Annotated in this window: 19 protein-coding genes; 6 read left to right on the top strand and 13 right to left on the bottom strand. The window is 33.8% G+C overall.

Annotated features, from left to right (window positions below; translation table 11 throughout):
• Positions 1-120: 120 nt before the first annotated feature.
• From SD960_RS09380 to rplU, 3 genes are all read right to left on the bottom strand, one after another.
• The gene (locus tag SD960_RS09380) at positions 121-1,407 is read right to left on the bottom strand and encodes a hypothetical protein (RefSeq protein WP_318802431.1); all 1,287 of its coding nucleotides are present in this window, start codon (positions 1,405-1,407) and stop codon (positions 121-123) included.
• 289 nt (positions 1,408-1,696) lie between these two features.
• Positions 1,697-1,957 carry a 50S ribosomal protein L27 gene (gene rpmA / locus SD960_RS09375; RefSeq protein ID WP_017497241.1) on the bottom strand — a complete coding sequence of 87 codons (261 nt, stop codon included), beginning with the start codon at positions 1,955-1,957 and terminating at the stop codon, positions 1,697-1,699.
• A gap of 24 nt (positions 1,958-1,981) precedes the next feature.
• Complete coding sequence (gene rplU / locus SD960_RS09370) at positions 1,982-2,425, bottom strand: 50S ribosomal protein L21 (protein WP_115843754.1); 444 nt, start codon at positions 2,423-2,425, stop codon at positions 1,982-1,984.
• 277 nt (positions 2,426-2,702) lie between these two features.
• Between rplU and SD960_RS09365 the strand changes: the two genes are divergently transcribed.
• Positions 2,703-4,025 (top strand): M16 family metallopeptidase, encoded by a 1,323-nt coding sequence (locus tag SD960_RS09365; RefSeq protein WP_042566197.1) that lies wholly within the window; start codon positions 2,703-2,705, stop codon positions 4,023-4,025.
• Positions 4,026-4,037: 12 nt separating this feature from the next.
• Positions 4,038-6,086: a pitrilysin family protein gene (locus tag SD960_RS09360; RefSeq protein WP_318802427.1), complete on the top strand. Its 2,049-nt coding sequence runs from the start codon at positions 4,038-4,040 to the stop codon at positions 6,084-6,086.
• A gap of 187 nt (positions 6,087-6,273) precedes the next feature.
• Here the strand turns inward: SD960_RS09360 and SD960_RS09355 are convergent, their stop codons facing one another.
• Entirely contained in the window at positions 6,274-7,140 is an 867-nt protein-coding gene (locus tag SD960_RS09355; protein WP_318802426.1) for a DMT family transporter, read from the bottom strand.
• A gap of 102 nt (positions 7,141-7,242) precedes the next feature.
• Here SD960_RS09355 and SD960_RS09350 point away from each other — a divergent pair, with 102 nt between their 5' ends.
• Both SD960_RS09350 and SD960_RS09345 read left to right on the top strand, forming a co-directional pair.
• On the top strand, positions 7,243-7,617 hold the full coding sequence (locus SD960_RS09350; protein ID WP_318802425.1) for a heavy metal-associated domain-containing protein: 375 nt from the start codon (positions 7,243-7,245) through the stop codon (positions 7,615-7,617).
• Between the two features lie 132 nt (positions 7,618-7,749).
• Positions 7,750-8,211, top strand: a complete 462-nt coding sequence (locus SD960_RS09345; RefSeq protein ID WP_318802423.1) for a VOC family protein — start codon at positions 7,750-7,752, stop codon at positions 8,209-8,211.
• A 69-nt stretch (positions 8,212-8,280) separates the two neighbouring features.
• Here SD960_RS09345 and gldD read toward each other — a convergent pair whose 3' ends face one another.
• The 4 genes from gldD to mutY are packed head-to-tail and all read right to left on the bottom strand — an operon-like array spanning position 8,281 to position 11,684.
• Positions 8,281-8,841, bottom strand: a complete 561-nt coding sequence (gene gldD / locus SD960_RS09340) for a gliding motility lipoprotein GldD (protein WP_318802422.1) — start codon at positions 8,839-8,841, stop codon at positions 8,281-8,283.
• A gap of 1 nt (position 8,842) precedes the next feature.
• Positions 8,843-10,138 carry a gliding motility-associated protein GldE gene (locus tag SD960_RS09335; protein WP_318802421.1) on the bottom strand — a complete coding sequence of 432 codons (1,296 nt, stop codon included), beginning with the start codon at positions 10,136-10,138 and terminating at the stop codon, positions 8,843-8,845.
• Between the two features lie 23 nt (positions 10,139-10,161).
• Complete coding sequence (locus tag SD960_RS09330) at positions 10,162-10,602, bottom strand: single-stranded DNA-binding protein (RefSeq protein WP_302094517.1); 441 nt, start codon at positions 10,600-10,602, stop codon at positions 10,162-10,164.
• A gap of 35 nt (positions 10,603-10,637) precedes the next feature.
• On the bottom strand, positions 10,638-11,684 hold the full coding sequence (mutY, locus tag SD960_RS09325) for an A/G-specific adenine glycosylase (protein ID WP_318802419.1): 1,047 nt from the start codon (positions 11,682-11,684) through the stop codon (positions 10,638-10,640).
• A 139-nt stretch (positions 11,685-11,823) separates the two neighbouring features.
• Between mutY and SD960_RS09320 the strand changes: the two genes are divergently transcribed.
• Positions 11,824-12,114: an HU family DNA-binding protein gene (locus SD960_RS09320; protein WP_042566188.1), complete on the top strand. Its 291-nt coding sequence runs from the start codon at positions 11,824-11,826 to the stop codon at positions 12,112-12,114.
• Positions 12,115-12,509: 395 nt separating this feature from the next.
• Positions 12,510-14,054: a ribonuclease E/G gene (locus SD960_RS09315; RefSeq protein ID WP_318802418.1), complete on the top strand. Its 1,545-nt coding sequence runs from the start codon at positions 12,510-12,512 to the stop codon at positions 14,052-14,054.
• Between the two features lie 223 nt (positions 14,055-14,277).
• Here SD960_RS09315 and SD960_RS09310 read toward each other — a convergent pair whose 3' ends face one another.
• From SD960_RS09310 to SD960_RS09290, 5 genes are all read right to left on the bottom strand, one after another.
• A complete protein-coding gene (locus SD960_RS09310; RefSeq protein WP_318802417.1) occupies positions 14,278-14,850 on the bottom strand; it encodes a Crp/Fnr family transcriptional regulator in 573 nt (190 codons plus the stop codon).
• 49 nt (positions 14,851-14,899) lie between these two features.
• Entirely contained in the window at positions 14,900-15,124 is a 225-nt protein-coding gene (locus SD960_RS09305; RefSeq protein ID WP_318802416.1) for a DUF2798 domain-containing protein, read from the bottom strand.
• A 121-nt stretch (positions 15,125-15,245) separates the two neighbouring features.
• On the bottom strand, positions 15,246-17,621 hold the full coding sequence (gene pbpC, locus SD960_RS09300) for a penicillin-binding protein 1C (RefSeq protein ID WP_318802415.1): 2,376 nt from the start codon (positions 17,619-17,621) through the stop codon (positions 15,246-15,248).
• Between the two features lie 133 nt (positions 17,622-17,754).
• Complete coding sequence (locus SD960_RS09295) at positions 17,755-23,445, bottom strand: alpha-2-macroglobulin family protein (protein ID WP_318802414.1); 5,691 nt, start codon at positions 23,443-23,445, stop codon at positions 17,755-17,757.
• Between the two features lie 208 nt (positions 23,446-23,653).
• A complete protein-coding gene (locus SD960_RS09290; protein WP_318802413.1) occupies positions 23,654-24,286 on the bottom strand; it encodes a hypothetical protein in 633 nt (210 codons plus the stop codon).
• Between the last annotated feature and the right edge of the window lie 8 nt (positions 24,287-24,294).

The raw sequence follows: 24,294 nt of genomic DNA, 5'->3' as shown, positions 1-24,294 counted from the left end.
AAAAGACTTCTGTGTTATTTCGACGAAGGAGAAATCACATCCAGAGAGCGACGTACTGTGCGTCTTCACTATGTGATTTCTCCCTTCGGTCGAAATGACAAAATACTGGCAAATTATAAGTTAAGCTACATACAGAACGCCCGAAATATACAAAATACCTTTGGCCAATAACCACAATAAAACTGCCATTCCCAGAAATCCCCAAGTGGCTGTTTTACTTCTTTTCCATCTTATAAAAAATGTTGGTATTTCCCAATATTTTATAATAACATAAATGCTTGTTCCTATTAGCGATGCCCAGATCATCTCACCTGAATGAATATAAAAACTATACAACAGAACAGCCGAAAGAAAAAGAATGGTAATAAATTGTAGATAATAGTAATTTTTATAATTGTATTTAAAATTATCCTTAAGTGACAATAATAAAAAGGAGATAATCAGCAAACTGGTCAAGGCAATTATGACATAGGAAAAAAGCGGATTCTGTTGTCCTATAAAAAAGCCATCTATAAGTAAAGCTAAAACCATGCAGGCAGCAAGTGAATAAATACTTCTCTCGATTGAAGTGTCTTTAAAAGGAATGAGAATTGGCGATATATATTTCTCTAAAACACGCCAAAAAGGCAAAGCACAAATAGCCGCCATACAAGACACAACAATCTCATAATTATATAATGTATCACCCGGAACTTTATATAAGACATACAAAAGAGCGACAGTCACAATAATTGCCGGAAGACAAATTGTTTTTACCGTTTCCCATTTATTACTTCCCCAGAAATTGTCTTTTATTTGAAAAACATATTTTTGAACTAAATATTTTCGTGTAAAAACAGCCGTTGACTGACTCCACAATAAAAACAAACCTGTATGAATTATTACTGTTCTAAGTGTCATTTCTCCTAAATAGCATCCCCAAATAACGCATACAACACCTATCAACAACAACTCATAAGTAAGCAAAATTGCCGAAAACAAAAGTCTGAATAACGGCGCAAATTGTTTTATAAGAATACCTATTAACAAATTCCAATAATTACGTAATAAAGTAATTATGGCACAAATTGCAATAAAGGCAGCCAAATACAACATCCAAGTGGTGAGAGATTGCGTTTGCATCCAGATTTGAACTGCAGAATCTTTTACGGGAACATATATTACATGAGCATTAACATAAATTTCCTGAGCTAATTGATTTCTTACTGAATCATGAATCGCAGAAAAGTGATTTTTATGTCTTAGCCAATAAGCATTAGCATCAGAACCGCTTTTTTGTAAAACTGCGAATTCATATAAAATCTTTTTTTGAGTATCGTTTAAGGACGCTATTGGTTCAGCAGGATAAATTTCTCTTGAAAACAAGCTGGTAGAGAAAAGAAATAAAAGAAAAACTATTTTTTTCAAAATTTGGGTGGTTTAGTCCAGCCAAAAATACAAATAATACAATGGAAAAATTCCAAAATTAATCCCGAAACTTCGGATCAAATTCCAAAAATAAAAAAGCTTGATTCTGTGTCAATTTCAACTAAGAAAAAACAACATAACGCTGATTATATGCTTCTTTCTATAATAAAACAATAATTTTCACCGTTTTTATTTACATATGTATACGCCGATAGTCAATTTCAATTTACAGAAAAAACAAAAAACCCGCTCTTTTCAGAACGGGTTTTGTAATAAGTAATCTTTATGATTATGCTTCGAATGGAAGAATAGATACATAAGATTTGTTATCTTTTTTCTTTTGGAACTTAACAACTCCAGCTACTCTTGCGTGTAGTGTGTGATCTTTACTGATGTAAACGTTTTCACCTGGATTATGTTTAGAACCTCTTTGTCTAACGATGATGTTCCCAGCAATAGCAGCTTGACCACCAAAAATCTTAACGCCTAAACGTTTTGATTCTGATTCTCTACCATTCTTCGAACTACCGACACCTTTCTTGTGAGCCATGACGTATGAGTTTAAATATTGTTATTATTCTTTAGTAGCTTCTTTTTTTGCTTTTGGAGCTGCTGCTTTTTTTGCTTTTGGAGCTGCTTCAACTTCAGTAGCCGGAGCTTCTTCCGCTACAACTGCTTTTTTAGCTGCTGCTTTTTTAGTTCCACCTGCTGCAGTAATACCTTCAATTACAATTTGAGTAAGATATTGTCTGTGACCATTTCTCTTTTTGTATCCTTTTCTTCTTTTCTTTTTGAAAACGATAACTTTATCTCCTTTTAAGTGTTGTAACACTTTAGCTTCTACTGAAGCACCTTCTATAGCTGGGGCGCCTAAAGTTACGCTACCATTATCGTCTAATAAAAGAACTTTGTCAAAAGAAACTTTTGAACCTTCTTCATTAGCCAAACGGTGAACATAAACCTTTAAGTCTTTGCTTACTTTGAATTGTTGCCCTGCTATCTCTACGATTGCATACATACCAAATTGATTTATTGATTTTTAAGGTTGCAAATATACAATTAATAATTTACTGTGCAATCTCTTATTTCAAAAATATTTTCCTTGCATTAAAGTCTGTTTTTCAAGGTGTTTTATGGCTTTAAAAAACATATCACGATGTAAAAGACTGTTAAAGTAGCATCAAAATATTGGCTAATATTAAAATCATCATTAAAAAAACTTATTTTTGATGTAATTATAATTACCTCTTGACTACCTACTATAATATTTAGGTAATAAAAAATTATTAATCTTTATGAAAAATTCGATAATGATGTTAAGTGCTGCATTAATGCTTGGCGGAGTAGCTCATGCTCAAAAAGTAGCTTTTGAAGAATATAATTTAGACAACGGCATGCATGTTATTTTGCACAACGATCCTTCGGCGCCGGTTGTTGTAACTTCTGTGATGTATCACGTGGGATCTAAAGATGAACGCCCGGATCGTACAGGCTTTGCTCACTTTTTTGAACATTTGTTATTTGAAGGAACCCAAAACATAAAACGCGGTGAATGGATGAAAATTGTTACCGCAAATGGTGGAGTAAACAATGCCAATACATCTGATGACAGAACTTATTATTATGAAGTTTTTCCGTCAAATAGTTTAGAACTTGGTTTATGGATGGAATCTGAAAGATTGATGCATCCAATCATCAACAAAATTGGAGTTGACACGCAAAATGAAGTTGTAAAAGAAGAAAAAAGAATGCGTTACGACAATCAGCCTTACGGAAATATTTTGCCGGAAGTGAAGAAAAATATGTTCAAAAATCATCCGTATCGATGGACAACAATTGGCTCTATGAAAGATCTGGATGCCGCAACTCTTGAAGAATTCCAGGCTTTTAATAAAAAATTCTACACCCCAAATAATGCCGTTTTAGTTGTTGCCGGTGATTTTGACAAAACAAAAACCAAAGAATGGATTCAAAAGTATTTTGGCCCAATTCCGAAAGGGGAAGTTGTAAAAAAACAAACTTTTACTGAAGAACCAATTAATCAAACGATAAAAGCAACTTACGAAGATCCAAATATTCAGATTCCGATGGTGGTTGCCTCGTACAGAACACCGTCAATGAAAACAAGGGACGCCCGTGTTTTAGACTTAATCTCTTCTTATTTAAGTGATGGGAAAAGTTCAAAATTGTACAAAAAAATAGTTGATGATAAAAAAATGGCGCTTCAAATTGGTGCTGTCGGGTTTAGTCAGGAAGATTACGGAATGTACATTTTATACGGCTTGCCAATGCAGCCCAATACAACCGCAGACATTTTAAAAGAAATGGATGAGGAAATTGTAAAAATCCAAACCGATTTGATTTCTGAAAAAGATTATCAAAAATTACAAAATAAATTTGATAATAATTTCGTCAACGCAAACGCAAGTGTCGAAGGAATTGCCGAAAATTTAGCTTCTTATTATTTACTTTATGGAGATGTAAATCTTATAAATACCGAAATCGACCTCTACCACTCTATAACAAGAGAAGAAATTAGAGATGTCGCTAAAAAGTATTTAAACCCTAATCAGCGTTTAATTTTAGATTATGTTCCTTCAAAAAAAGTTGAAAACTAAGAATCTCAAATCATGAAAAAAATACATACAATTTTAATCCTTTTATTCCTTACCGGAATTATGCAAGCACAAGATCGCACACAACCTAAACCAGGCAATCCGCCAGTAGTCAATATTAAAAAACCACAAACTTTTGTTTTGGCAAACGGCATGAAAGTTTTGGTAGTCGAAAATCATAAATTACCAAGAGTGAGCTTTAACCTTACGCTTGACAATGCTCCTTTTACCGAAGGAAACAAAAAAGGCGTTGACGAATTAACCAGCAGTTTAATCGGAAACGGCTCTAAAAAAACAAAAAAAGAAGCTTTTAATGAAGAAATTGACTTTTATGGCGCAAGCATCAATTTTACTTCATCTGGTGCTTATGCAAGTTCGCTTTCTAAATATTCCGGAAGAGTTCTGGAGCTTTTAGCCGAAGGCGCTTTACAGCCAAATTTTACTCAGGAAGAATTTGATAAGGAAAAGGCAAAATTATTAGAAGGCCTTAAAGCCGATGAAAAAAGCGTTCCGGCAATTGCAAATCGCGTTGTAGATGCTTTAGCTTTTGGAAAAAACCATCCAGCGGGGGAATTTATTTCTGAAGAAACTTTAAAAAATGTAACACTTGCAGATGTTCAGGCAAATTATGCTACTTATTTTGTTCCTGAAAATGCTTATTTGGTTGTAATTGGAGATGTTAAATTTAAAGAAACAAAAGCAGCTGTAGAAAAGCTTTTTGGTGAATGGAAAAAACAAAGCGCTCCAAAAAACAATTACACAGATCCGCAGAATGTATCAAAACTTCAAATTGATTTTGTTGATGTTCCAAACGCAGTTCAATCTGAAATTTCATTGGTAAATACAGTAAATTTAAAAATGAGTGATCCTGATTTTTTCCCTGCTGTAATTGCAAATCAAATTTTGGGTGGTGATTTCAACAGTTATTTAAACATGAATCTCCGCGAACAGCATGCCTGGACATACGGTGCTAACTCAAATATTGGAAGTGGAAAATATGTTACTAAATTCAAAGCAACATCTGCAGTTAGAAATGCTGTTACCGATAGTGCCGTTACAGAATTTGTAAAAGAAATTAAAAGAATCAGAACAGAAAAAGTTTCTGATGATGTATTAAAAAACGTAAAGGCAGGTTATATCGGAAGATTTGTTATGCAGGTTGAAAAACCTCAGGCTGTGGCTCGTTACGCTTTAAATATCGAAACAGAAAAGCTTCCGGCTGATTTCTATGAAAAATACATTCAGACGATTAACAATGTTACTCCGGATGATATTTATCGTGTTGCCAACAAATATTTTCCTCTTGATAATATGCGAATTGTTATCGTAGGAAAAGGATCTGAAGTGTTAGGCGGTTTAGAAAAACTTCAAATTCCTATTTATTATTTTGACAAATACGGAAACCCTGTTGAAAAACCGGCAAGCAAAAAAGAGGCTCCGTCTGAAATCACCGCAAAAACTGTGTTTGAAAATTACATCAAAGCAATTGGCGGCGAAAAAGCAGTTTCTGCAGCAAAAACACTTTCCATGAAAGGTTCAACAACAATTCCGCAAGCGCCGACTCCTTTAACTTTTACTTCAAAATTAGATTCAAAAGGCAAAATGATGGTTTCACTTTCTATGGGAACTATGGCTTTGATGAAGCAAGTTGTGAACGACAAAGGTGCTTATATCGAACAACAAGGTCAACGTAAAAACCTGGAAGGAGCAGATTTAGCCGAAATGAAAGCAAACGCAGCTCCCTTTGAGGAATTGCTATTAAGCAAAAAAACGGGTTTAAAAGTTGAAGGAATAGAACCAATAAACGGTAACGACGCCTATGCTATAAAAGATGGAAAAACTATTTATTATTATGATGTAAAATCAGGATTAAAAGTAGCTGAAACCAAAATAAAAGAACAAAGCGGGCAATCGACAACACAAACAACTTATTTTAATGATTATAAAGAAGTAAAAGGCGTGAAAGTTCCTTTTAACCTAATACAAAACGCAGGTTTTGAATTGGATATTAAAATGTCAGACATTAAAATCAACGAAGGTGTTTCTGAAGCAGATTTTCTTTAGGGAAAGGGTCTGAGGTCTTGAGATACTAAGATTTCTTAAAAGCTTTGTCAAAGTTTTAAACTTTGACAAAGCTTTTTTTATGGGTTATTTTTGTCACCTGAGCGTCCCGAAGCTTAGGGAGAAGGGCGCACCAATTGGAACGGGCTTCGCCTTCGCTCAGCCTGGCATCCGTTAAAAACAAAAACTCTTATTTCTTCGCCGATAAATAAACGCCAATCAAAATAATAAAAGCACCAAAAAACTGAACTGGTGTTAGCATTTCATTATCTAATAATCCCCAGAAAAAAGCAACGATAGGAATTAAATAAGTTACAGATGTTGCGAATACAGGCGAGGACATTTGAATTAATTTGAAGAATAAAACATTGGCGATTCCGGTACCCAAAACACCCAAAATCATTACAAATAGAATAGAATGCTGTGTTGTTTCGATATTTATTCTTTGTGCAAAATCGGTTGTGCTTAAAATAATTAATGCTGGAATAAGCAAAACCGTAAAATTTCCTGTTGTAATGCTCAATGAATTTAAATCTGGTAAATACTTCTTGATTAGATTTACATTTATAGCATAACAAATCGTTGCAATTACTACCAAAAAAACATAATAATAGTTTTGTCCCGGATGCGCAGAAGCGCCGCTTAAAACCAGTAATAAGCATCCAACTAAACCAACAAAAACTCCTAAAACCTGACGTTTTTGAAATTGGATTCCAAAAGCAATTATTCCTAAAACCAATGTATTTAAAGGGGTAAGCGAATTTAAAATAGCTACAATCGAGCTATCCACCTGAGTTTCGGCAATAGCAAAAAAGAAAGCCGGAATAAATGTCCCAAAAACTGATGTTAGCGCCACAAATTTCCATTGACGGCGGGAAATTTTCTTTAAACTCGAAAATCCTATAATTAGCAAAAACAAAGCGGCAAAAATAATTCGGAGTGAACCTACCTGAATCGCTGTCAAACCAACTAATCCTCTTTTAATTAAAATAAAAGAACTTCCCCAAATTAGTGAAAGCAAGAATAAATAAAACCACTTTAATTGTTTTGCATCCATAAATAGTATTTTACTGCAAATTTGTAATTATTTTATGAACTGACCTTCTGTTTTTTATTAATTTTGTAAACATCATTTAGCTAATTTAAAAACATCAATATAATGAAATTCACAAAAATCATCACGGCATTAGCAATTTCAGGTTTAGTATTTGTAAGCTGTAAAAAAGAAGAAGATAAAAACTTAGCCAATATAAAAGCTGTAGAATCTCCAAAAGAACACAAAACAATTGCAGCTGAAAACGTGCAAACTGCAAGTTTTACAATCGAAGGAATGACTTGTGCAGTAGGATGCGCAAAAACGATTGAAAAAGAATTATCTAATCTTGAAGGAGTTGAAAAAGCTGCCGTTGATTTTGACAAAAAAACAGCAACAGTTACTTTCGATAAAACAATTCAAAACCCTGAAAGTTTAACTAAAGTGGTTCAGGAAACAGGAGACGGAAAGACATATAAAACTTCGAATGTAAAATCGTAAAACATTTGCAGAGTACTGAAAAACAAAAGAAATAATACATTTCAAACAGTAGCAAACTCCGGATTGCTACTGTTTTTTTTTGAATTATTCTAATCGATTTCAATCAAAGCAATAATAATTAATACAAAAAGAATGAACCTTAAATTTAGCCATATAGACATTTTAGTTAAAGACCTTCAGGCAGCTTGTGATTATTACAAACAAATCCTCGGAGCCGAAATCTCAAAGAAATTCACTTGGAAAAGAGGAGAACTCCATGTCGAATATGCTGTGGTGAAAATGGGTCAGGAACGATTTATGCTGGTGAAGCCTTTTTCAGGAAATTTAAAAGAACTATTAGATACTAAAGGCGAAGGAACTATTTATCGTCATTGTTATTCTGTTCCCGACATTGAAAAAGTTTTTGGTGAATTGGTATCTAAGGGAGTTCAGCCGGAAGATGAAAATGGAAATCCTTTATCACTGGAAAGCCTTAATTCTCCCAGCGGAATTCGAATTATTTGGCTTCCAAAGCGTTTTGGAGGATTCTCAATCGAGATACTCGAAGAAGCAGGACTTCAGGAATTTATGAATGATGCATTTTCAGCTTATTAGTTCAATGCAATTTTAAATTACATCACTTTAAAACGTAAAAAAAGCATTCAGTTGAATGCTTTTTTTATGTTATTTCCATTTTAATGTTTCCATCAGCTGTCGCATATCATTTTTGATATAGCTGGCTGCCGGCATAATCGAATCAAAATTGGGTTTTGCATAAAAATAAACCGATCCGGTTATAAAATGCTTTGTACTGTCTGTAACGTAAAATTGAGAGTTTGTAGCAGCGTTTCCATCAACTTGATAAAACATCCCGTAAACCTTTTTTTCAGGGTTTAAATACGGCTGTTCTAATATATCATCAGCTTTTATTACATGCTCGTAAGTTAGTTTCTGAGCATCTTTAAGCAATTTTTCGATATTGCCGTTTACTGGCTTATAAGTTAAATAAATGGTAGCTTTCATCTTCGGATATGTAATAGCAAAACCACAATTTTTTTCGTCTTTTATAATTGCAGCGTCATTCATTTGAAAAGAAAACGGACAATTACTTTCAAAATTAGCATAAGTAGCTTCCGGATAATCCAAACGTAAAAAGCTTGCCGGTTTGGGCATCACATCATCTTTACAGCTTACAATTGTTAGTGTTAGTAAAATTGTTGCTACTAAAATTATTCTTTTAAGCATTTTATTCTATTGTTACTTTTATTTGTTTTACACGTTTTTTATCAACTGTCTCTATAGTAAAAACACAGTTCTCAAACGCTATTTTTTGGTCTTTTTTAGGGAAATTCCCCAGAATCTCAAGAATAAAACCGGCTAATGTTTCGGCTTCACCTTTATGTGATTCAAAAACATCTTCATTTACATCTACAATTCTGTAGAAATCCTTCATATTGATTTTTCCTTCAAAGAGAAAATTCTTTTCATCTATTTGAGAATAATTCAGGTTTTCATCATCAAACTCGTCACTTATATCGCCTACAATTTCTTCTATAACATCTTCTAAAGAAACCAATCCGGATGTTCCGCCATATTCATCAACCACAATAGCCAAATGGCTTTTAAGGCTTTGAAAATCCTTTAATAAATTGTCCAGTTTTTTATTCTCCGGAACAAAAAAAGGCTCTCTTAATAAAGATGTCCATTCAAATTCCTTTTTATCAATATGAGGCAATAAATCTTTAACAAACAAAACGCCTTCTATCTGATCGATATTGTCTTTATAAACAGGAATTCGTGAAAATCCTTTTTCGATTATTTTTGGATAAATTGAAGCAAATGATTCTGATATCTCTAATGCAAAAATATCAATCCTTGGACTCATTACCTGTTTTGTGTCCGTATTTCCAAAGGAAACAATTCCTTCGAGTATTTTTTGTTCTTCGCTTGATGTTCCTTCAGAATCTGTAAGTTCTAAAGCCTGTGAAAGCTGATTGATCGAAAAATTATTCTTCTGTTTTCCTAATTTATCCTGCAAATATAAGGTAACCCGACGCATCGGCAAACTTATTGGCGAGAGTAATGTATCTAAAAAAGAAATTGGATATGCTGCCCATTTGGCAAATTTTATATTGTTTCGGCTGGCGTAAACTTTAGGTAAAACTTCACCAAATAGCAAAATCAAAGTTGTCACCAGAGTAACTTCTAAACCAAACTTAAATACAGGTGAAATAACATTTGCAAAAATATTTTGTCCAATAAAAGAGAATAAAATAACAACTCCAATATTTAAAAAATTGTTGGCTACCAATAAAGTGGCTAAGAGTTTTTTGGGTTTGTCTAAAAGACTGGAAATAATCTTTCCTTTTGAAGTATCTTCTTGTAAAGTATCTTCGATATCTTTTTGAGATAAAGAAAAAAGTGCTACTTCGGCACCTGATACAATTGCTGATAAGAACAGCAAAATAAATATTCCGACAAAACCAATAATTAAATGGATGTCTAAGTTAGTAGAGAAAAATAAACTGGGCTCCGGGTCCAAATCAAAAAAGATTAGTTAAACAATCAAAAAGGCAAATCATTTATAGGCAAGCCTTCATTACTCGCATCAAAGTTAACACTTTTTGCTGATTCTGACTCGTGATTTTGTTTATGATTTGACACTTCTTTTTTGGTAGTCAAGAAAGTAAACTCCGTAACCTGAATTTCGGTTGTATATTTTGTAGTCCCGTCTTCGGCTTGCCATTGACGCGATTTTATGCGTCCCTCGATATAAATCTTATCTCCCTTAGAGAGATATTTTTCACAAATTTCAGCCGCTTTATTGCGTACTACTAAATTATGCCACTCTGTAGAGGTTATCTTTTCATTGGTCGTTTTATTAATATAAACTTCGTTTGTTGCCAACTGAAAACGTCCAATGCAATTTCCTCCATCAAAATAATGCATCTTTACATCATCGCCTAAGTGGCCGATGAGCATCACTTTATTTAATGTTCCGTTCATTTTTTTTGTGGTATTTATCTCAAAGATACATTTTTTTAGCAATTTATTTCTTGCTTTTTGATAAAATTATAAATTACAATAGGAAAAGGAAATGCTTCCAAACTAACTGAGTCTACTCCATTTTCAATTATTTCATTGATTTTAACCTTCCAGAACTGAATATGCAAATGCTGATGCGAAAGTTTATGAATAACCGTTGCATGGCTACAATCTTCTATACCTAATATAGTATAGTTTGTAAATATATCATTTTGAACAGTTTTTGAAACAAAATCAAAGTCAACAATTTCCCGCGTTTCTAAAAGAGGAAACTCATACAGATTATGCCAGATTCCTTTTGCGGTTCTTTTGTGAATTAAAGTATTACCTAAGGCATCTTCTAAAATTAAATAATTAAAAAATCGATTCGTTACTTTTATTTTTTTAGACTTTACAGGCAAAACATCTACTTTCTTTTTTTGCAATGCCGCACAACTATTTGTAAAAACACAAATCGGGCAATTCGGACTTTTAGGCACACATTGCAAAGCGCCAAATTCCATTATTGCCTGATTGAAAATTGCAGGATCTTCCTTTGGCATTAATTGGCGAGCCAGTTCTGTAAATTCTTTTTTGGTTGCCGGCAATGTAATATCAGATTCAACATCAAAATAACGAGAAAGCACTCTAAATACGTTTCCGTCTACTACCGGAACGGGTTCGTTATAAGAAAAAGAAGCAATTGCAGCAGCTGTATATTCACCAACACCTTTTAATTTTAACAATTCAGTATAAGAAGGTGGAAAAATTCCATTTAACTCATTTGCTACATATTGAGCCGTTTTATGCAAATTTCGGGCACGAGAATAATACCCTAATCCCTGCCAAAGTTTCAAAACTTGCTCTTCTGAAGCATTTGCAAGATCAAATACCGTAGGAAATTCCTTTGAAAAAGAAAAAAAATAAGGCGTTCCCTGCGCAACTCTAGTCTGTTGCAACATTATTTCTGATAGCCAAATTAGGTACGGATTGGTCGTTTTTCGCCAAGGCAAATCACGTTTGTTTTGTAAATACCATTTTATCAATATGTTAGAAAAATCCATCGTAAAATACTTAGAATACAAAAGTAAATGTTTATGTAATTAAAATTTAACGAATTAGCTTGATTAATTATTTTTTTAATTCCTATATTTGCAAACTCAAAAAAATAGTACATCATTTATAAATAAAATAGGAAAGAAAATGACGAAAGCAGATATCGTAGCGAAAATTTCAGAGAAACTAGGTCTTGAAAAAGGAGATGTTCAAGCAACAGTAGAAACTTTTATGGAAGAAGTTAAAATTTCATTAGAAACTGGTGACAATGTTTACCTAAGAGGTTTCGGAAGTTTTATCGTAAAAACTAGAGCTGAAAAGACTGGAAGAAACATCTCTAAAAACACCACTATCAAAATTCCAGCGCACAACATTCCTGCGTTCAAACCTGCAAAAGTTTTTGTAGAAGGAGTAAAAACAAACAACGAAGCAAAATAATACTATTAATTAATTTATAAAATCGACACGATATGCCAAGTGGTAAAAAAAGAAAGAGACATAAGGTAGCTACTCACAAAAGAAAGAAAAGAGCGAGAGCTAACCGTCACAAAAAGAAAAAGTAGTTTTAAACTACTTTTTTCTTTTTAAACGTTCATTGAAATTGAAAAAAGATGAAAGAGTAAAGAAAATAGAAGATAGACTTAAAAATCTATATTCTTTGTTCTATTCTCTATTAATCTTCTTTTCCCCGGGTTCAATACCTGTTAAAAATATTGTTTAATCCATCTGTAGATAAGATTTTAGATTTTAGATTTCAGACTTTAGATTTTTACTAAGTCTATATTCTTTACTCTTTACTCTATTTTCTGAAAAAACAGATAAAAATTTACAGTGTGAATAAAGAATTAATCATTAGATCTAGTTCTGAAGCCGTAGATTTTGCCTTATTAAAAGATGGAAAACTAATTGAATTACATAAAGAAGAAGAGAAAAGCAACTTTCAGGTTGGTGATATTTTTATTGCCAAAATAAGAAAACCAGTTGCTGGTCTTAACGCTGCTTTTGTAAATGTTGGCTTCGAAAAAGATGCCTTTTTACATTATCACGATTTAGGACCTAACTTAGCTTCTCAATTGAAATTCATAAAACTTGTAAGCGCAGGTAAATTAAAAGATTTCTCCCTAAAAACCTTTCAGTTTGAAAAAGAGATTGACAAAGATGGCATCATTACTGATATTTTAAGTGCCAATCAATCTGTTTTAGTTCAAGTTGTAAAAGAACCTATATCTACCAAAGGTCCAAGAATAAGCGCTGAGCTTTCATTGGCAGGAAGATTTATTGTTCTCGTTCCGTTTTCTGACAGAGTTTCTATTTCTCAAAAAATAGAAGACAAAAAAGAAAAGGATCGTCTAAAAAAACTTGTTCTATCTATCAAACCAAAAGGATTTGGTGTTATTGTTCGTACAGTAGCCGAAGGCAAAAACGTAGCCGAATTAGAAAAAGATTTGCAGAACCTGCTTGCCAGATGGACTGCAATGTGTAAAAAATTACCAACTGCTCATCATCCATCAAAAGTATTAGGAGAGCTTAACAGAGCTTCTTCAATATTAAGAGATGTTTTTAATGATACCTTTAGCGGTATCCAAATAGATGATGAAGAGTTGTACCATCAAACGAAGGAATATCTGCAAGAGATAGCCCCTTCAAAACAATCGATTGTTAAGTTTTATCAATCAAACGACACTCCAATTTTTGAGAAATACAATATAGAGAGACAAATCAAAACTTCATTTGGAAGAACGGTTTCAATGAGCAAAGGCGCTTATCTTATTATCGAACACACTGAAGCTCTTCACGTTATAGACGTAAATAGCGGAAATCGTTCGAATAAGGCGACTAATCAGGAAGATACCGCCATGGAAGTAAATATGATCGCTGCCGCTGAAATTGCCAGACAACTTCGTTTGCGTGATATGGGCGGAATAATCGTAGTTGATTTTATCGATATGTCTAATCCTGAAAACAGGAAGGTTTTGTTCGACTTCTTGCGAGAAGAAATGAGCGACGATAAAGCAAAGCATAAAATCTTACCGCCTAGTAAATTTGGCTTAGTTCAAATTACCAGACAAAGAGTAAGACCCGAAGTTAATATTAAAACTAGAGAAGAAGATCCAAACAATGAACATGGCGAAATTGAAGCGCCAATTTTAATCATTGATAAAATCACCTCCGATTTAGAAAGAATTTTAAAAACCCACAATAAAGTTGTGCTTAACACACATCCATTTGTGGCTGCATACCTCAGTAAAGGTTTTCCATCATTACGTTCAAAATGGTTTTTTGAACATAAGAAATGGGTGAAAATCATACCTCGTGACGCTTACACGTACTTAGAATATCATTTCTACGACAAAAAAGGAAATGTTATCAAAGAATAAAACAAGAAACCGCCTCTCGAAAGATTGGCGGTTTTTTTGTGCCTTTTTTTATTTTTTTTTGCCACGAATTCAGAATTGTTATAAGTTTTAATTCGTGAATTCGTGGCTGTTTTTTAGGAGCAATTTCCAGGATTTCCACTTCTATCTGGGTTAGCAGCAATTTTCATAAGTAATTTATCATTTTATAAATCTTATTAGGAATCCAATTTGAATAAGGTAAAAATTAGTAGCGTTTAGATTTCAATCTACTTAACGTTTCTTGTGAAATATTCAAGTAAGTTGCTACTATTCTATTTGGCAAACGCTGAATAATCTTCGGGCTTATATTCATCAGCTGCTTATATCGTTCTGTTGCATCAAGAGTTAAAAAAGACATAAGCCTATTGGTATTACTTACATAGGCATATTCTAAATAATGGCGATAAAATTTTTCCCATGCCGGAATATTCTCAAGTAGATAATAAAAATCCTGACTTGAAATATAAAGTAATTCCGTTGGTTCTAACGCCTGAATAAATTCTAACGATGGCTCGTTTGAAATAAAACTGCATAAAGCCGTCGCGAAGTTATTTTCAAATGCTAAATATCGTGTCGCTTCCTGCCCTTCTTCGGTAATAAAATATATTCGCAAGCAACCTAAACCCACAAAAAAGCTTCTTTGATTCATCTGTCCCTGAACCACTAATAACTCATTCTTGTCTGCCTTTAGCGATTTAAAATAAGAAAGAATTATCACCAGCTCTTCGTCTGTAACGGTTATAATACTTTTTATGTAATTACTTAGTTGCTGTATCATTATCAATTCTAATATTTACCAATATATACAAAAAAACCTTTTCTGTAAATTATGATTTGGAGGTTGTTCTTTCTGCCAATTTTCTAGCATTCGGAATAATAACAAACGCAGCCAAATAAGCAACAGGCAACATAATACTCCAGGCTTTAAGAAACTTTACAAACCAATCTTGACCAAAACCATAATTACGCATTAGCCCAACAAAAGCCATAATTAACGTCATTGGAATCACAACAAACAATGTGTTGATGTACTTAAAATACTTTTTCTTCATTTTTATTTTTTGTTTAATAATTAATTCACGACAAAGGTGTATAATCAAAAAAGTAAAAATTTTGATGTACATCAAAAACGGTTATTTATACAAAAAATATATTCGATTTCAAAAAAAAGCATTACTCTCTCACAATCTCAACCTTTCTCCTAATCTCATTTCCAAACTCATCAACAACGGTAATATAATGAAAACCGGCGGTCATCAAAATTGGTTTTTCATGAAAAACTTTTGTTTCGCCTTTGTAGACATTATCAACATACCAGAACAATTTATTTTCTCTTTGCGAATACGCTACTTTAAAAATTACGGGCTGTATTTCGCTATTAAAATCTTTTGTGAGATAAATTTTGTTGTTTGCTTTTGGATAAATAAAATCCATTGAGGCGGTTTGAGTACCGATACAATTTTCTCTAAATGGCGGCAATGGTAAATATTCAATATGTTTGCTTTTGTAATACCAAGCCATAACCGGAGGCAGAATAAACCAATTTTTAACTACGATATTCTCTACACTTTCACAACTGCTATTAACCTGAAACTGTTCCGTTTTATCGAGATGAACTATTTTATGGTAAGGACAAATACTCGTTGTTTTTCCTTTTTTGGTAACCCATTGTTTCAATGTCGGACAACCTTCTTTTGCCAGATAACCGCTTAATTTACAAACTTCAACCTCATCTAAATCATCATACGGCGTTTCGAACCATTTTTGCCTTGGCAGTAAATTAAAAACATCAAACAAAATAGGAGCCGCACTTGTAACCCCTGTCAAAGTTGGCCTTCCCTCGCCTGTTGCATTTCCAACCCAAACACCCACTACATATCTAGAATTTGTTCCGATAGCCCACGCATCACGATTACCAAAACTGGTTCCGGTTTTCCAGGCAATTTTTAACGAACTGTCATAAAATTTCCACGCTTCGTCTCCTTCCGGTCGGTTTACTTCTTCCATAGCATTATACGTCAGCCAAATTGAGCCGGCACCTAAAATATTCTTCTGATTTGTTTCTTCTCCAAAATCAGCCTCAAAATTATTTTCGTAATTCAGTTCTGCAAACTCATTTGTTCTATATTTTCCGTGGCTTTTAGTATAATAATTTACTGTCGAAGATAAGTTTGCATAGGAACGGCATAAATCCCACAGATTACTTTCGGCTCCGCCCAGAATAAGCGATAATCCGTAATGATCCGGTGTTTTATTAATATCTCTTAATTTGAATTTTTGCAATTCTTCATAAAATTTATTTACACCAAATTCCTGCAGCATTAAAACCGCCGGAATATTCAATGAACGCGACAAAGCGCGATGGGCCGGAACAGCTCCGTCAAAGGTTAGATTAAAGTTTTCGGGTGTATAACCCGCAATTTGAGTTGGTACATCTGCAACCAAAGTATTAGGTAAAATTTCTCCATCGTCGAGCATTGCAGCGTATAATAAAGGTTTTAGAATACTTCCTGTACTTCTTGGTGCGTCAATAATATCAACATCTTTTTGGTGATCTTTATCTGTTGGCGCATTTCCAACATAACTTATTACATTTCTGTTTTTGACATCAATGACCAAAATAGCCAGATTGTTAACTTCGTTTTGTTTGTATTGATTGTAATAATACTTCGCAATTTGATTTACTCTGTTTTGTAAAGCAAAATCAACCGTGGTTTTTACTTTTGTTCCTTCCTGATCTTTAGCAACCCGCTGTAATAAATGAGGCGCAATTTGAGGCAAATTATACGGTTTTCCGGGTAATGGCTCATCGACAGAAAGTTCATAGGTTTGTTTGTCAATTATACCTTCCTGATTTAATTTCAATAAAAGTCTATTTCTTTTTTCAAGTAATTTAATTTGATTTTTTCCGGGATAAATTAAACTTGGAGCATTGGGCAAAACTGCTAATGTTGCGCTTTCTGCCCACGAAAGCTGTGTGGATTTTAATCCGAAATAACGCCAGGAAGCCATTTCGAGTCCAACCACATTTCCACCAAAAGGTGCGTGCGCGGCGTAAAGATCTAAAATTTCATCTTTTGAATACCCTAACTCTAAACGTGTTGCCAGAATAAGTTCAATGATTTTTTCAAAATAAGTTCTGTTTTTTCCTTTTCGCGAAAGCCTTATTACTTGTTGCGTTAATGTACTTCCACCGCGAACCACTTTTCCGGCTTTGCGATTTTGTTTGATGGCATTAACCATTGCGACAGGATTAAAACCGGGATGTTTATAGAAATATTCATCTTCAAAATAAACAATGCATTTTTTAAATTTATCAGGAACGCTATCTTGCTCAGGAAAGCGCCATTGCCCGTCACGGGCGATTTTTGCGCCTAATAATTCGCCTTCTTTACTTTCAATAACGGTAGAATAAGGTTCCTGAAATAACGTTCGCGGCAACGAGAAATAATAAATCAGCAAGAGTAAAAATACAATTGCTAATTTTATTTTATTCCTTTTTATCCAGTTTATAATGCGTTGCGAGAACGCTTTTACTTTATTTTTCAACACTTTTGAATTTTAGCCCACTGATTGTGCGGATTAAACGGATTTACACGGGTTTTTAATTTTTCTGAATGATTTTAAAAATAATCTGTGTAAATCCGTTTAATCCGTTCGATCCGTGGGCTATCTTATCTATTTACTTCACAACCTCAACCCAAAATCCTTTAGTTCTTGCTAAAAACGTATTATCATACATCGCTTCACATTGCAATCCAGGTAAATAATAATTTCCTAAATAAGAAGCATTCAGGAGAATTCTAAATACTTTGGTTTCGCCTGCTTTCATTCCAAAATAAAAATTTGTCCTGTCATCACGAATATCAATATAATCTGCAATATTGTTTGTTGCATCTCCGTAGTCAGTAAAACGGGTATTTACGATTTCAAACCCAGACGGGAGAATTTGTGATAATGCTACATTTTCAACATGTTCATTTCGTTGATTTCTAACCGTAACTTCTGCAACAAATTCGGTTCCTTGTGTAATTCTCGAAACATCTATTGTTCCGCCTTTACGATTTTTGAAAACAATTCCGGCCGAAACATCATTTTGCACCACATTTTCCTGCCCAATTGGTAAAATTCCTGTGTTTAATACACGAACATAAATGGTGTTCTTTTTATTATTTTTTAAAGTAATACTGTTTGATCCTGTTTTTACAACCAGACTCTTGTCAGCAACTGTTTTTGATGTTTTTACGACTTGGGTTTTCCCATCTTTACTAAATTGAACATCAATTCCTTTGGCACCATTATTTGCAGCAAATTTAGACATTGCATATAGGCAATATGCTGTTGTTTGCGTGCTCATCCATTGGTCACTTGCCATATTTTTAGCCAATTTTATCGCCATTGCAAATGCTTTTTCTTTTTGCCCTAACAATAACATCGTTTCAAGAGCCATTGCTCTGTTTCTGGCGCTTGAACCATAATAATAGTAATTATAATCACTGGTTTCGTCTTCAATTTTACTATGTAAAAACAGGTTCTGACTTGCTGATTTTTGTCCTGCCAAAATATAAGCGGCAGCCAATCGCAATTTACTTTCATTAGAAATTCCTTTTGTTTCTCTTAATCTATTCATCGAAGATAAATCTGAAGAACCAGCCAAAGCCAATGTATACAAACGATAAGCTTGTGCCAGATCATTTCCGTAACGAGGTTCAAATCGCCACTGTTTGGCTTCTTTTTGTTGGTAGGATAGCCATTTTGATTTGAAATTAATAGGTAAAACATAGCCTTTTTTCTCTGCCTCAATCATAAAATGTCCTGCGTATGAAGTTCCCCAATCATCGGCAAGCGTATTTCCCTGCCAATAAGAAAGCCCTCCGTTTGGCAACTGAAAACTTCCTAATCGATTTATACCGGCGGTAACATTTTTTTGAATCAATTGTAAACGTGTTGCATCAATATCGGCAACTTCATTTAAGAATAATTGCGGAAATACAGATGAAGTTGTCTGCTCTACACAACCGTGAGGATATTGAATAAGAAACTGTAATCTTCCGTTTAAATTAATTGTTGGCATTGACGAAACTTCCAACTTAGCTTTATTACTTCCTGAAACTCCAAACGTTTTCCAGCTAATTGTTTTAGAGCTATTAGGTTCTAAAATTACATCTGTAAAAGTATTCGTTACCGGATTTGGGTTCGTCATGTCAATCTCAACATCATAAACCGATTTTTCGCTTCCGGAAGTTGCAACAATCTGCACTTTTGCAATTCCTGTTAAACTTCCAACTGCAAGATTAAAGTACGCCATTTTTTCATCTGGCTGAGCAAATGTTAATCTTTGCGATGCGCTTCCTATAACTTTTAATCCATTACTGGTTTTTATCTGAACCGAAACATTTTTAATCTGTTTTTCCATTGCAAAAACCGTAACTGGAATCGTTACTTTTTCTGATGGGGAAATTTTTCTCGGCAATGAAGCCAATACCATCAACGGACTACGAACCGGAGTTACTTTCTCCACACTTCCGTAAGCACTTGTGTTCGCATCTCCCGCCACAACCATTGTTCGAACAGAACCAATGTATTTTGGTAATTTGATCTGATGTGTTTTGGTTTGTCCTTTTTCTAATTTAAATGGCCCCAGATAAACCACCACCGGTTTAAAACGATTGGCTTTTTTTGCTTTTCCTCCACCTAAATCCTGATCTCCACCAATACTGAAAATCTGATTTACTTTTCCGCCATACGCTCCAATAACATCATTGTAAACGTCCCAGGTTTTTACGCCCAAAGCTTCTCTGACATAAAAACTATCCCAGGCATTTGGAGTTTTAAAGCGTGTTAAATCCAGCAAACCTTCATCGACAATAGCAATCGTATACGTCATTTCTTTTCCGGATTGTTCATTTACTTTTAAAGAAAATGTCTGTTCCGGTTTTAAAACATCGGGCATGGTAATTTTAGGAGAAAGAATAGTGTTTTTGTCCACAACTTCAATCGGAACAATTCCGTACATTCTTATTGGCGAATCATTTTTGGTCGTTGCATGCGGCTGTAAAAGTGTAATATTAAAATACACATTTGGTGCCATTGCGGCTGTAACCGGAACTTCAACTTTTGTTTCGCCTTTTTTAGTTTCAACCCAAAGTGTCTGCACTACTTTCGATCCGTTTTCTATAGAAACCAAAGCTCTTCCGCCTTCACTTGAAGGGAACGAAATTTGCGCTTTTTCACCTACAGCATATTCTTTTTTATCGGTAGAAAAAACAAGCATATTAGCTGTAGAAGCATCTGTATTTCTAGTTTTCCCAGACCAGATTGGCCAATCGATATTTACAGTTAATGCAGATGCATGTCCGCCATCTTCATCTGAAACACGGATTAGATAACGCCCCCATTCTTCATCTGTTAAGGCAAACTGAAAACTTGCTTTTCCGCTTGAATCTGTATTAACTTTAAAGGTTTTGTATGAAGTTGTTGCTTCTGATGAATTGTAATTCGATAAATTATCGCTTGAGGCATCCCACCACCAGCGCCATTCGACCTTGTAAACTTTTACTTCAAGATTTTTAACTGCTTTTGGCTTTCCGTTTTCATCAACGGTTACAACATCAAATTTATTAGTTGTTCTGGTTTCGAGCATTCCGTATTTGTTTGGCTCTGGCGATTTAATCCCCACATATGTTTTATACGGAGAATAAGTTGTCGAGATAACATCGGTACTAAAATCCCCGCCTTCTTCATAAACTTTGGTAACAAACGCAGCTTTTAGCATTCCCGGCGCCTGACCTTGTAATTTAGGATCTATATTCACGGATGCTCTTCCGTTGGCGTCTAATTTTCCGGAGAAAACATTAATTTCTTCTGTACTAAACTGGCGCACCAAATCATCAAAAACATATTTAGGATAACTTTTGAAAGTTGTGCTTTGCTGCGAAAATTTAGCCTGCATTTCTACATTCAAATTCTTGGCAATAGCACCATGAAGCCAGGTTACTTCAAGATTACTAGTATTAGAATAAGTGGAAGATAAAATAGGATTTCTGAAACTATTTTTAATTTTTAAACGATTCGGCTTAATCGTTTCTATTTTGATGCTTTTATAATATTTTGCTCCGCCTACGCTTACCATCGCTTCCCAATTTCCGGTTGGCGCATCAGGATCTGTAGGGACTGTAAAAGCGTAATGATTTAATTCATTCGTTTTTTGTACGGTTTGATACGTTACTTTTCCATTCGGATCTGTTAATCTGAATTTTATCGGGTGCGCTTTTGGTAATTTATTCGCAGCATCATTTAAAATAAAAGATAAATACAAATTATCTCCAGGACGCCAAACGCCGCGTTCTCCGTAAATAAACCCTTTTAATCCTTTTTGTAAAGTCTCGCCGGAAACATCAAAATTACTTACCGAAAGTGAATTTCCGTCGTCAAGTTTTACATAAGTCGATTGATTTCCTAAAGTGACAATGGCAAAATAGGCAAATTTATCTAACTGAAACGAAGCAATTCCTTCGCTGCTTGTTGCTGCTGTTGCCAGCTTTTGTTGCTGAAAACTATATAAGTCAACTCTTGCATTTGAAACCGGCTCAGTTGTAATAATATTATTTACAGCAAAAAAATAGGATTTGTTTTCACCTCTTTTGGCAATTACACCTAAATCTGAAGCTAAAATATTGGTTCCTATTTTAGCATTGTAATAATATGAACCCGTACACGGATCCTGACTTTCTCTCCATTCGTAATCATCGTAATAATAATCGTCGTAGGAGTTTCCGCTGTAGTTTACGTCATTTTCATCGACTTCTTCCTCTTTTTCTGCGGAACTGTCATCGCTTTCAGAACTTTCGCATTTATATAAAGAATAGGCTTTTTTATAGGAGAACTCAACCCTGTAAATTGCGCCCGGTTCAGGGCTTATAATTTTAGACAAATCCAATGCAAAAGTGTTCCATTTACTCGGATTTATTAATGAATTTTCTTTAAGATTAAGTCTCGTTTTGGCGACAGGCTGCGAAACTCGTTTTAGGTTTTGTGTTCCGTTTAGTTCGTTATTTTGAAGAAACTGAAGAATATTATTTTTGTAAATTTTATACACTTTTACATCAACAGCACTTAAATTTACGGCTTCGAAATTCAGTTTCAAATTACTTGAACTTGGAAGGATTGTCCCGTTTTTGATAAGGCGAACATTTGGTTTTATTTGATCAAAAGAGATTTTTTCAGAATAATTGCTTTTCATTTTCTGACCGTACTGGCTCTCGATTCCCTGAAAAACTTCCAATAATAATTCACCTGAAACAACTGCTGATTCCGGTTCTGGCTCTGCTACAACTTCTTCCTCTACAACCGATTCTGCGACTGCAACAGTATCCACGGCAACACTCGCAGAATCTACAACTGCGCTTGCAGAATCTACAGCAACAGCTTCGGTTTCAACTTCAACTTCGTGAACCACTTCTTCAACTGGTTTTTGATTGCTGAAATAAACTTTAAGAATATTTCCCTGAGTAGAAAACTTAAGGTTATTTGTGTTTTGAATTGCAACTAATCCTTTAAAATCCTGACCTTTTTCTAATGGTTCAGAAAAATTGATTAATACTTGCTGATTATTATCATCAGGAATATCGACTTTCACAATCTTAAAATCATTAATCGCTGTAATCGGAAAATCCATTTTTCCCTTTTGGTCGATATCAAAATCATTTCCATCATATGCAATCTCCAGATTACTTTCTGAATCTAATCGTTGAATGCTATCAATTATAAACTTAAATTCTTTTCCTGAATTTGGTGTTTTATCAAATTTAATTTTGACTTTATTTCCGTTTTGAGAAGCTTCAACCAATTTTTGGGCTGTTTCTAAATCGATATCATCTGCTGTTTTAAGAACGCAATTAAGGTATTGATATTCTTTACTGTATGACTGAATATCCAGCGTATTGATGGTAAAATCCTGTTTTACAGTTTTAACAGTGAAATTAAAATCAGAAAGATCTGTTTTATCATCGTCTGTTTTTTTAGGAAGTTCAATTAACTTATCTAAGTGTAATGTTACCTGGTATTCTGTTCCTGCTTTTAGTTTTTTCTCCGGAATAAAAGCAATTGTATTACCTGAAAGCGCAACAACTTTTCCGTCGACACTTGGCGAAATATCAAACAAATCATTATCTAAAACCTCATTTACTTTCCATTCTTTTTTATCGAAAGCCAAAACAACACGTATATCCGATTGTGCCGAGACGATACCGCCTGTAAAACTTGTTATATATTCTTTGAATAATGAAAAATCAGAATTAAAATCTGATTTTTTGCCACAGGCCTGAAAAATTAAAAACACAAAAAACACGTAAACTAATTTTCTTGCTTTCACTTTGATAAGGAGTTAATTGTTACAAATACTGTTAGAACATACCTAATGCTGTTTGATGATCTTAAAATCATATTAACAAAACACTAATTATATTCTAGTAAATGTATACTATTTTCCGAAGTATTTTAAGAGGAAAATTCAGTTGCCTGAATTATTTTTCAAAAAGGAAAAGAAAGAATTATTGATAGCTTTTAGCAGAAAAAATGTTTCACAATTCTATACCTAATTTGGACAAATTTTCATCCATCTCATGAAAATGTTCCTCGGTATTGGCTGAATAAAAAAGTTGATCATTACTCATAATTATAATAACATCATCACTATAATTTCCGTAAAATTTTATTCCTTCACACCATTGTTTAAAAGCAACGTTTTTATTTTTGTAGTTTTCAACGATAAAATCTATCTCATTTTGCTTCAATTCTTTAAATGACTCAGGTGAAAATTGAAGTGCGAAAGCGGCCTGAAGAAAAGCCATTGCGGTAAAAAACTCTAATAAGGTTTCTGTTTCTAACAGCCACGTTTTTTGATCATAACTTATATAAACTGGCGGATTAGCATTTAATAAATCCTGTTTATTGATTCCCCAAACACAAGCTCTTTGATTCTCAGAATAAAATATCAAAAAGTCATTGTGCTGATAATATTGAAAACGTTCCGGTGTAATTAATAAATCTTGTGTCTGATTTAAGTTTTGAATTTTACCCAATTCAGCGTAATAATCAACAAATACTTGTGGAAGATTCCCAAAAATATTTTTAACAGTTTCTATTTCTTTATTTGCAAAACCATTAGATTCTGAAATGTGAAATAGTTTTTTTATTGTTGAAAAATCAGTCATAACATTGT

The sequence above is a fragment of the Flavobacterium sp. MMLR14_040 genome (assembly GCF_033657265.1).
Classification (GTDB): domain Bacteria; phylum Bacteroidota; class Bacteroidia; order Flavobacteriales; family Flavobacteriaceae; genus Flavobacterium.
This window is presented reverse-complemented; position numbering and strand designations above follow the sequence as displayed.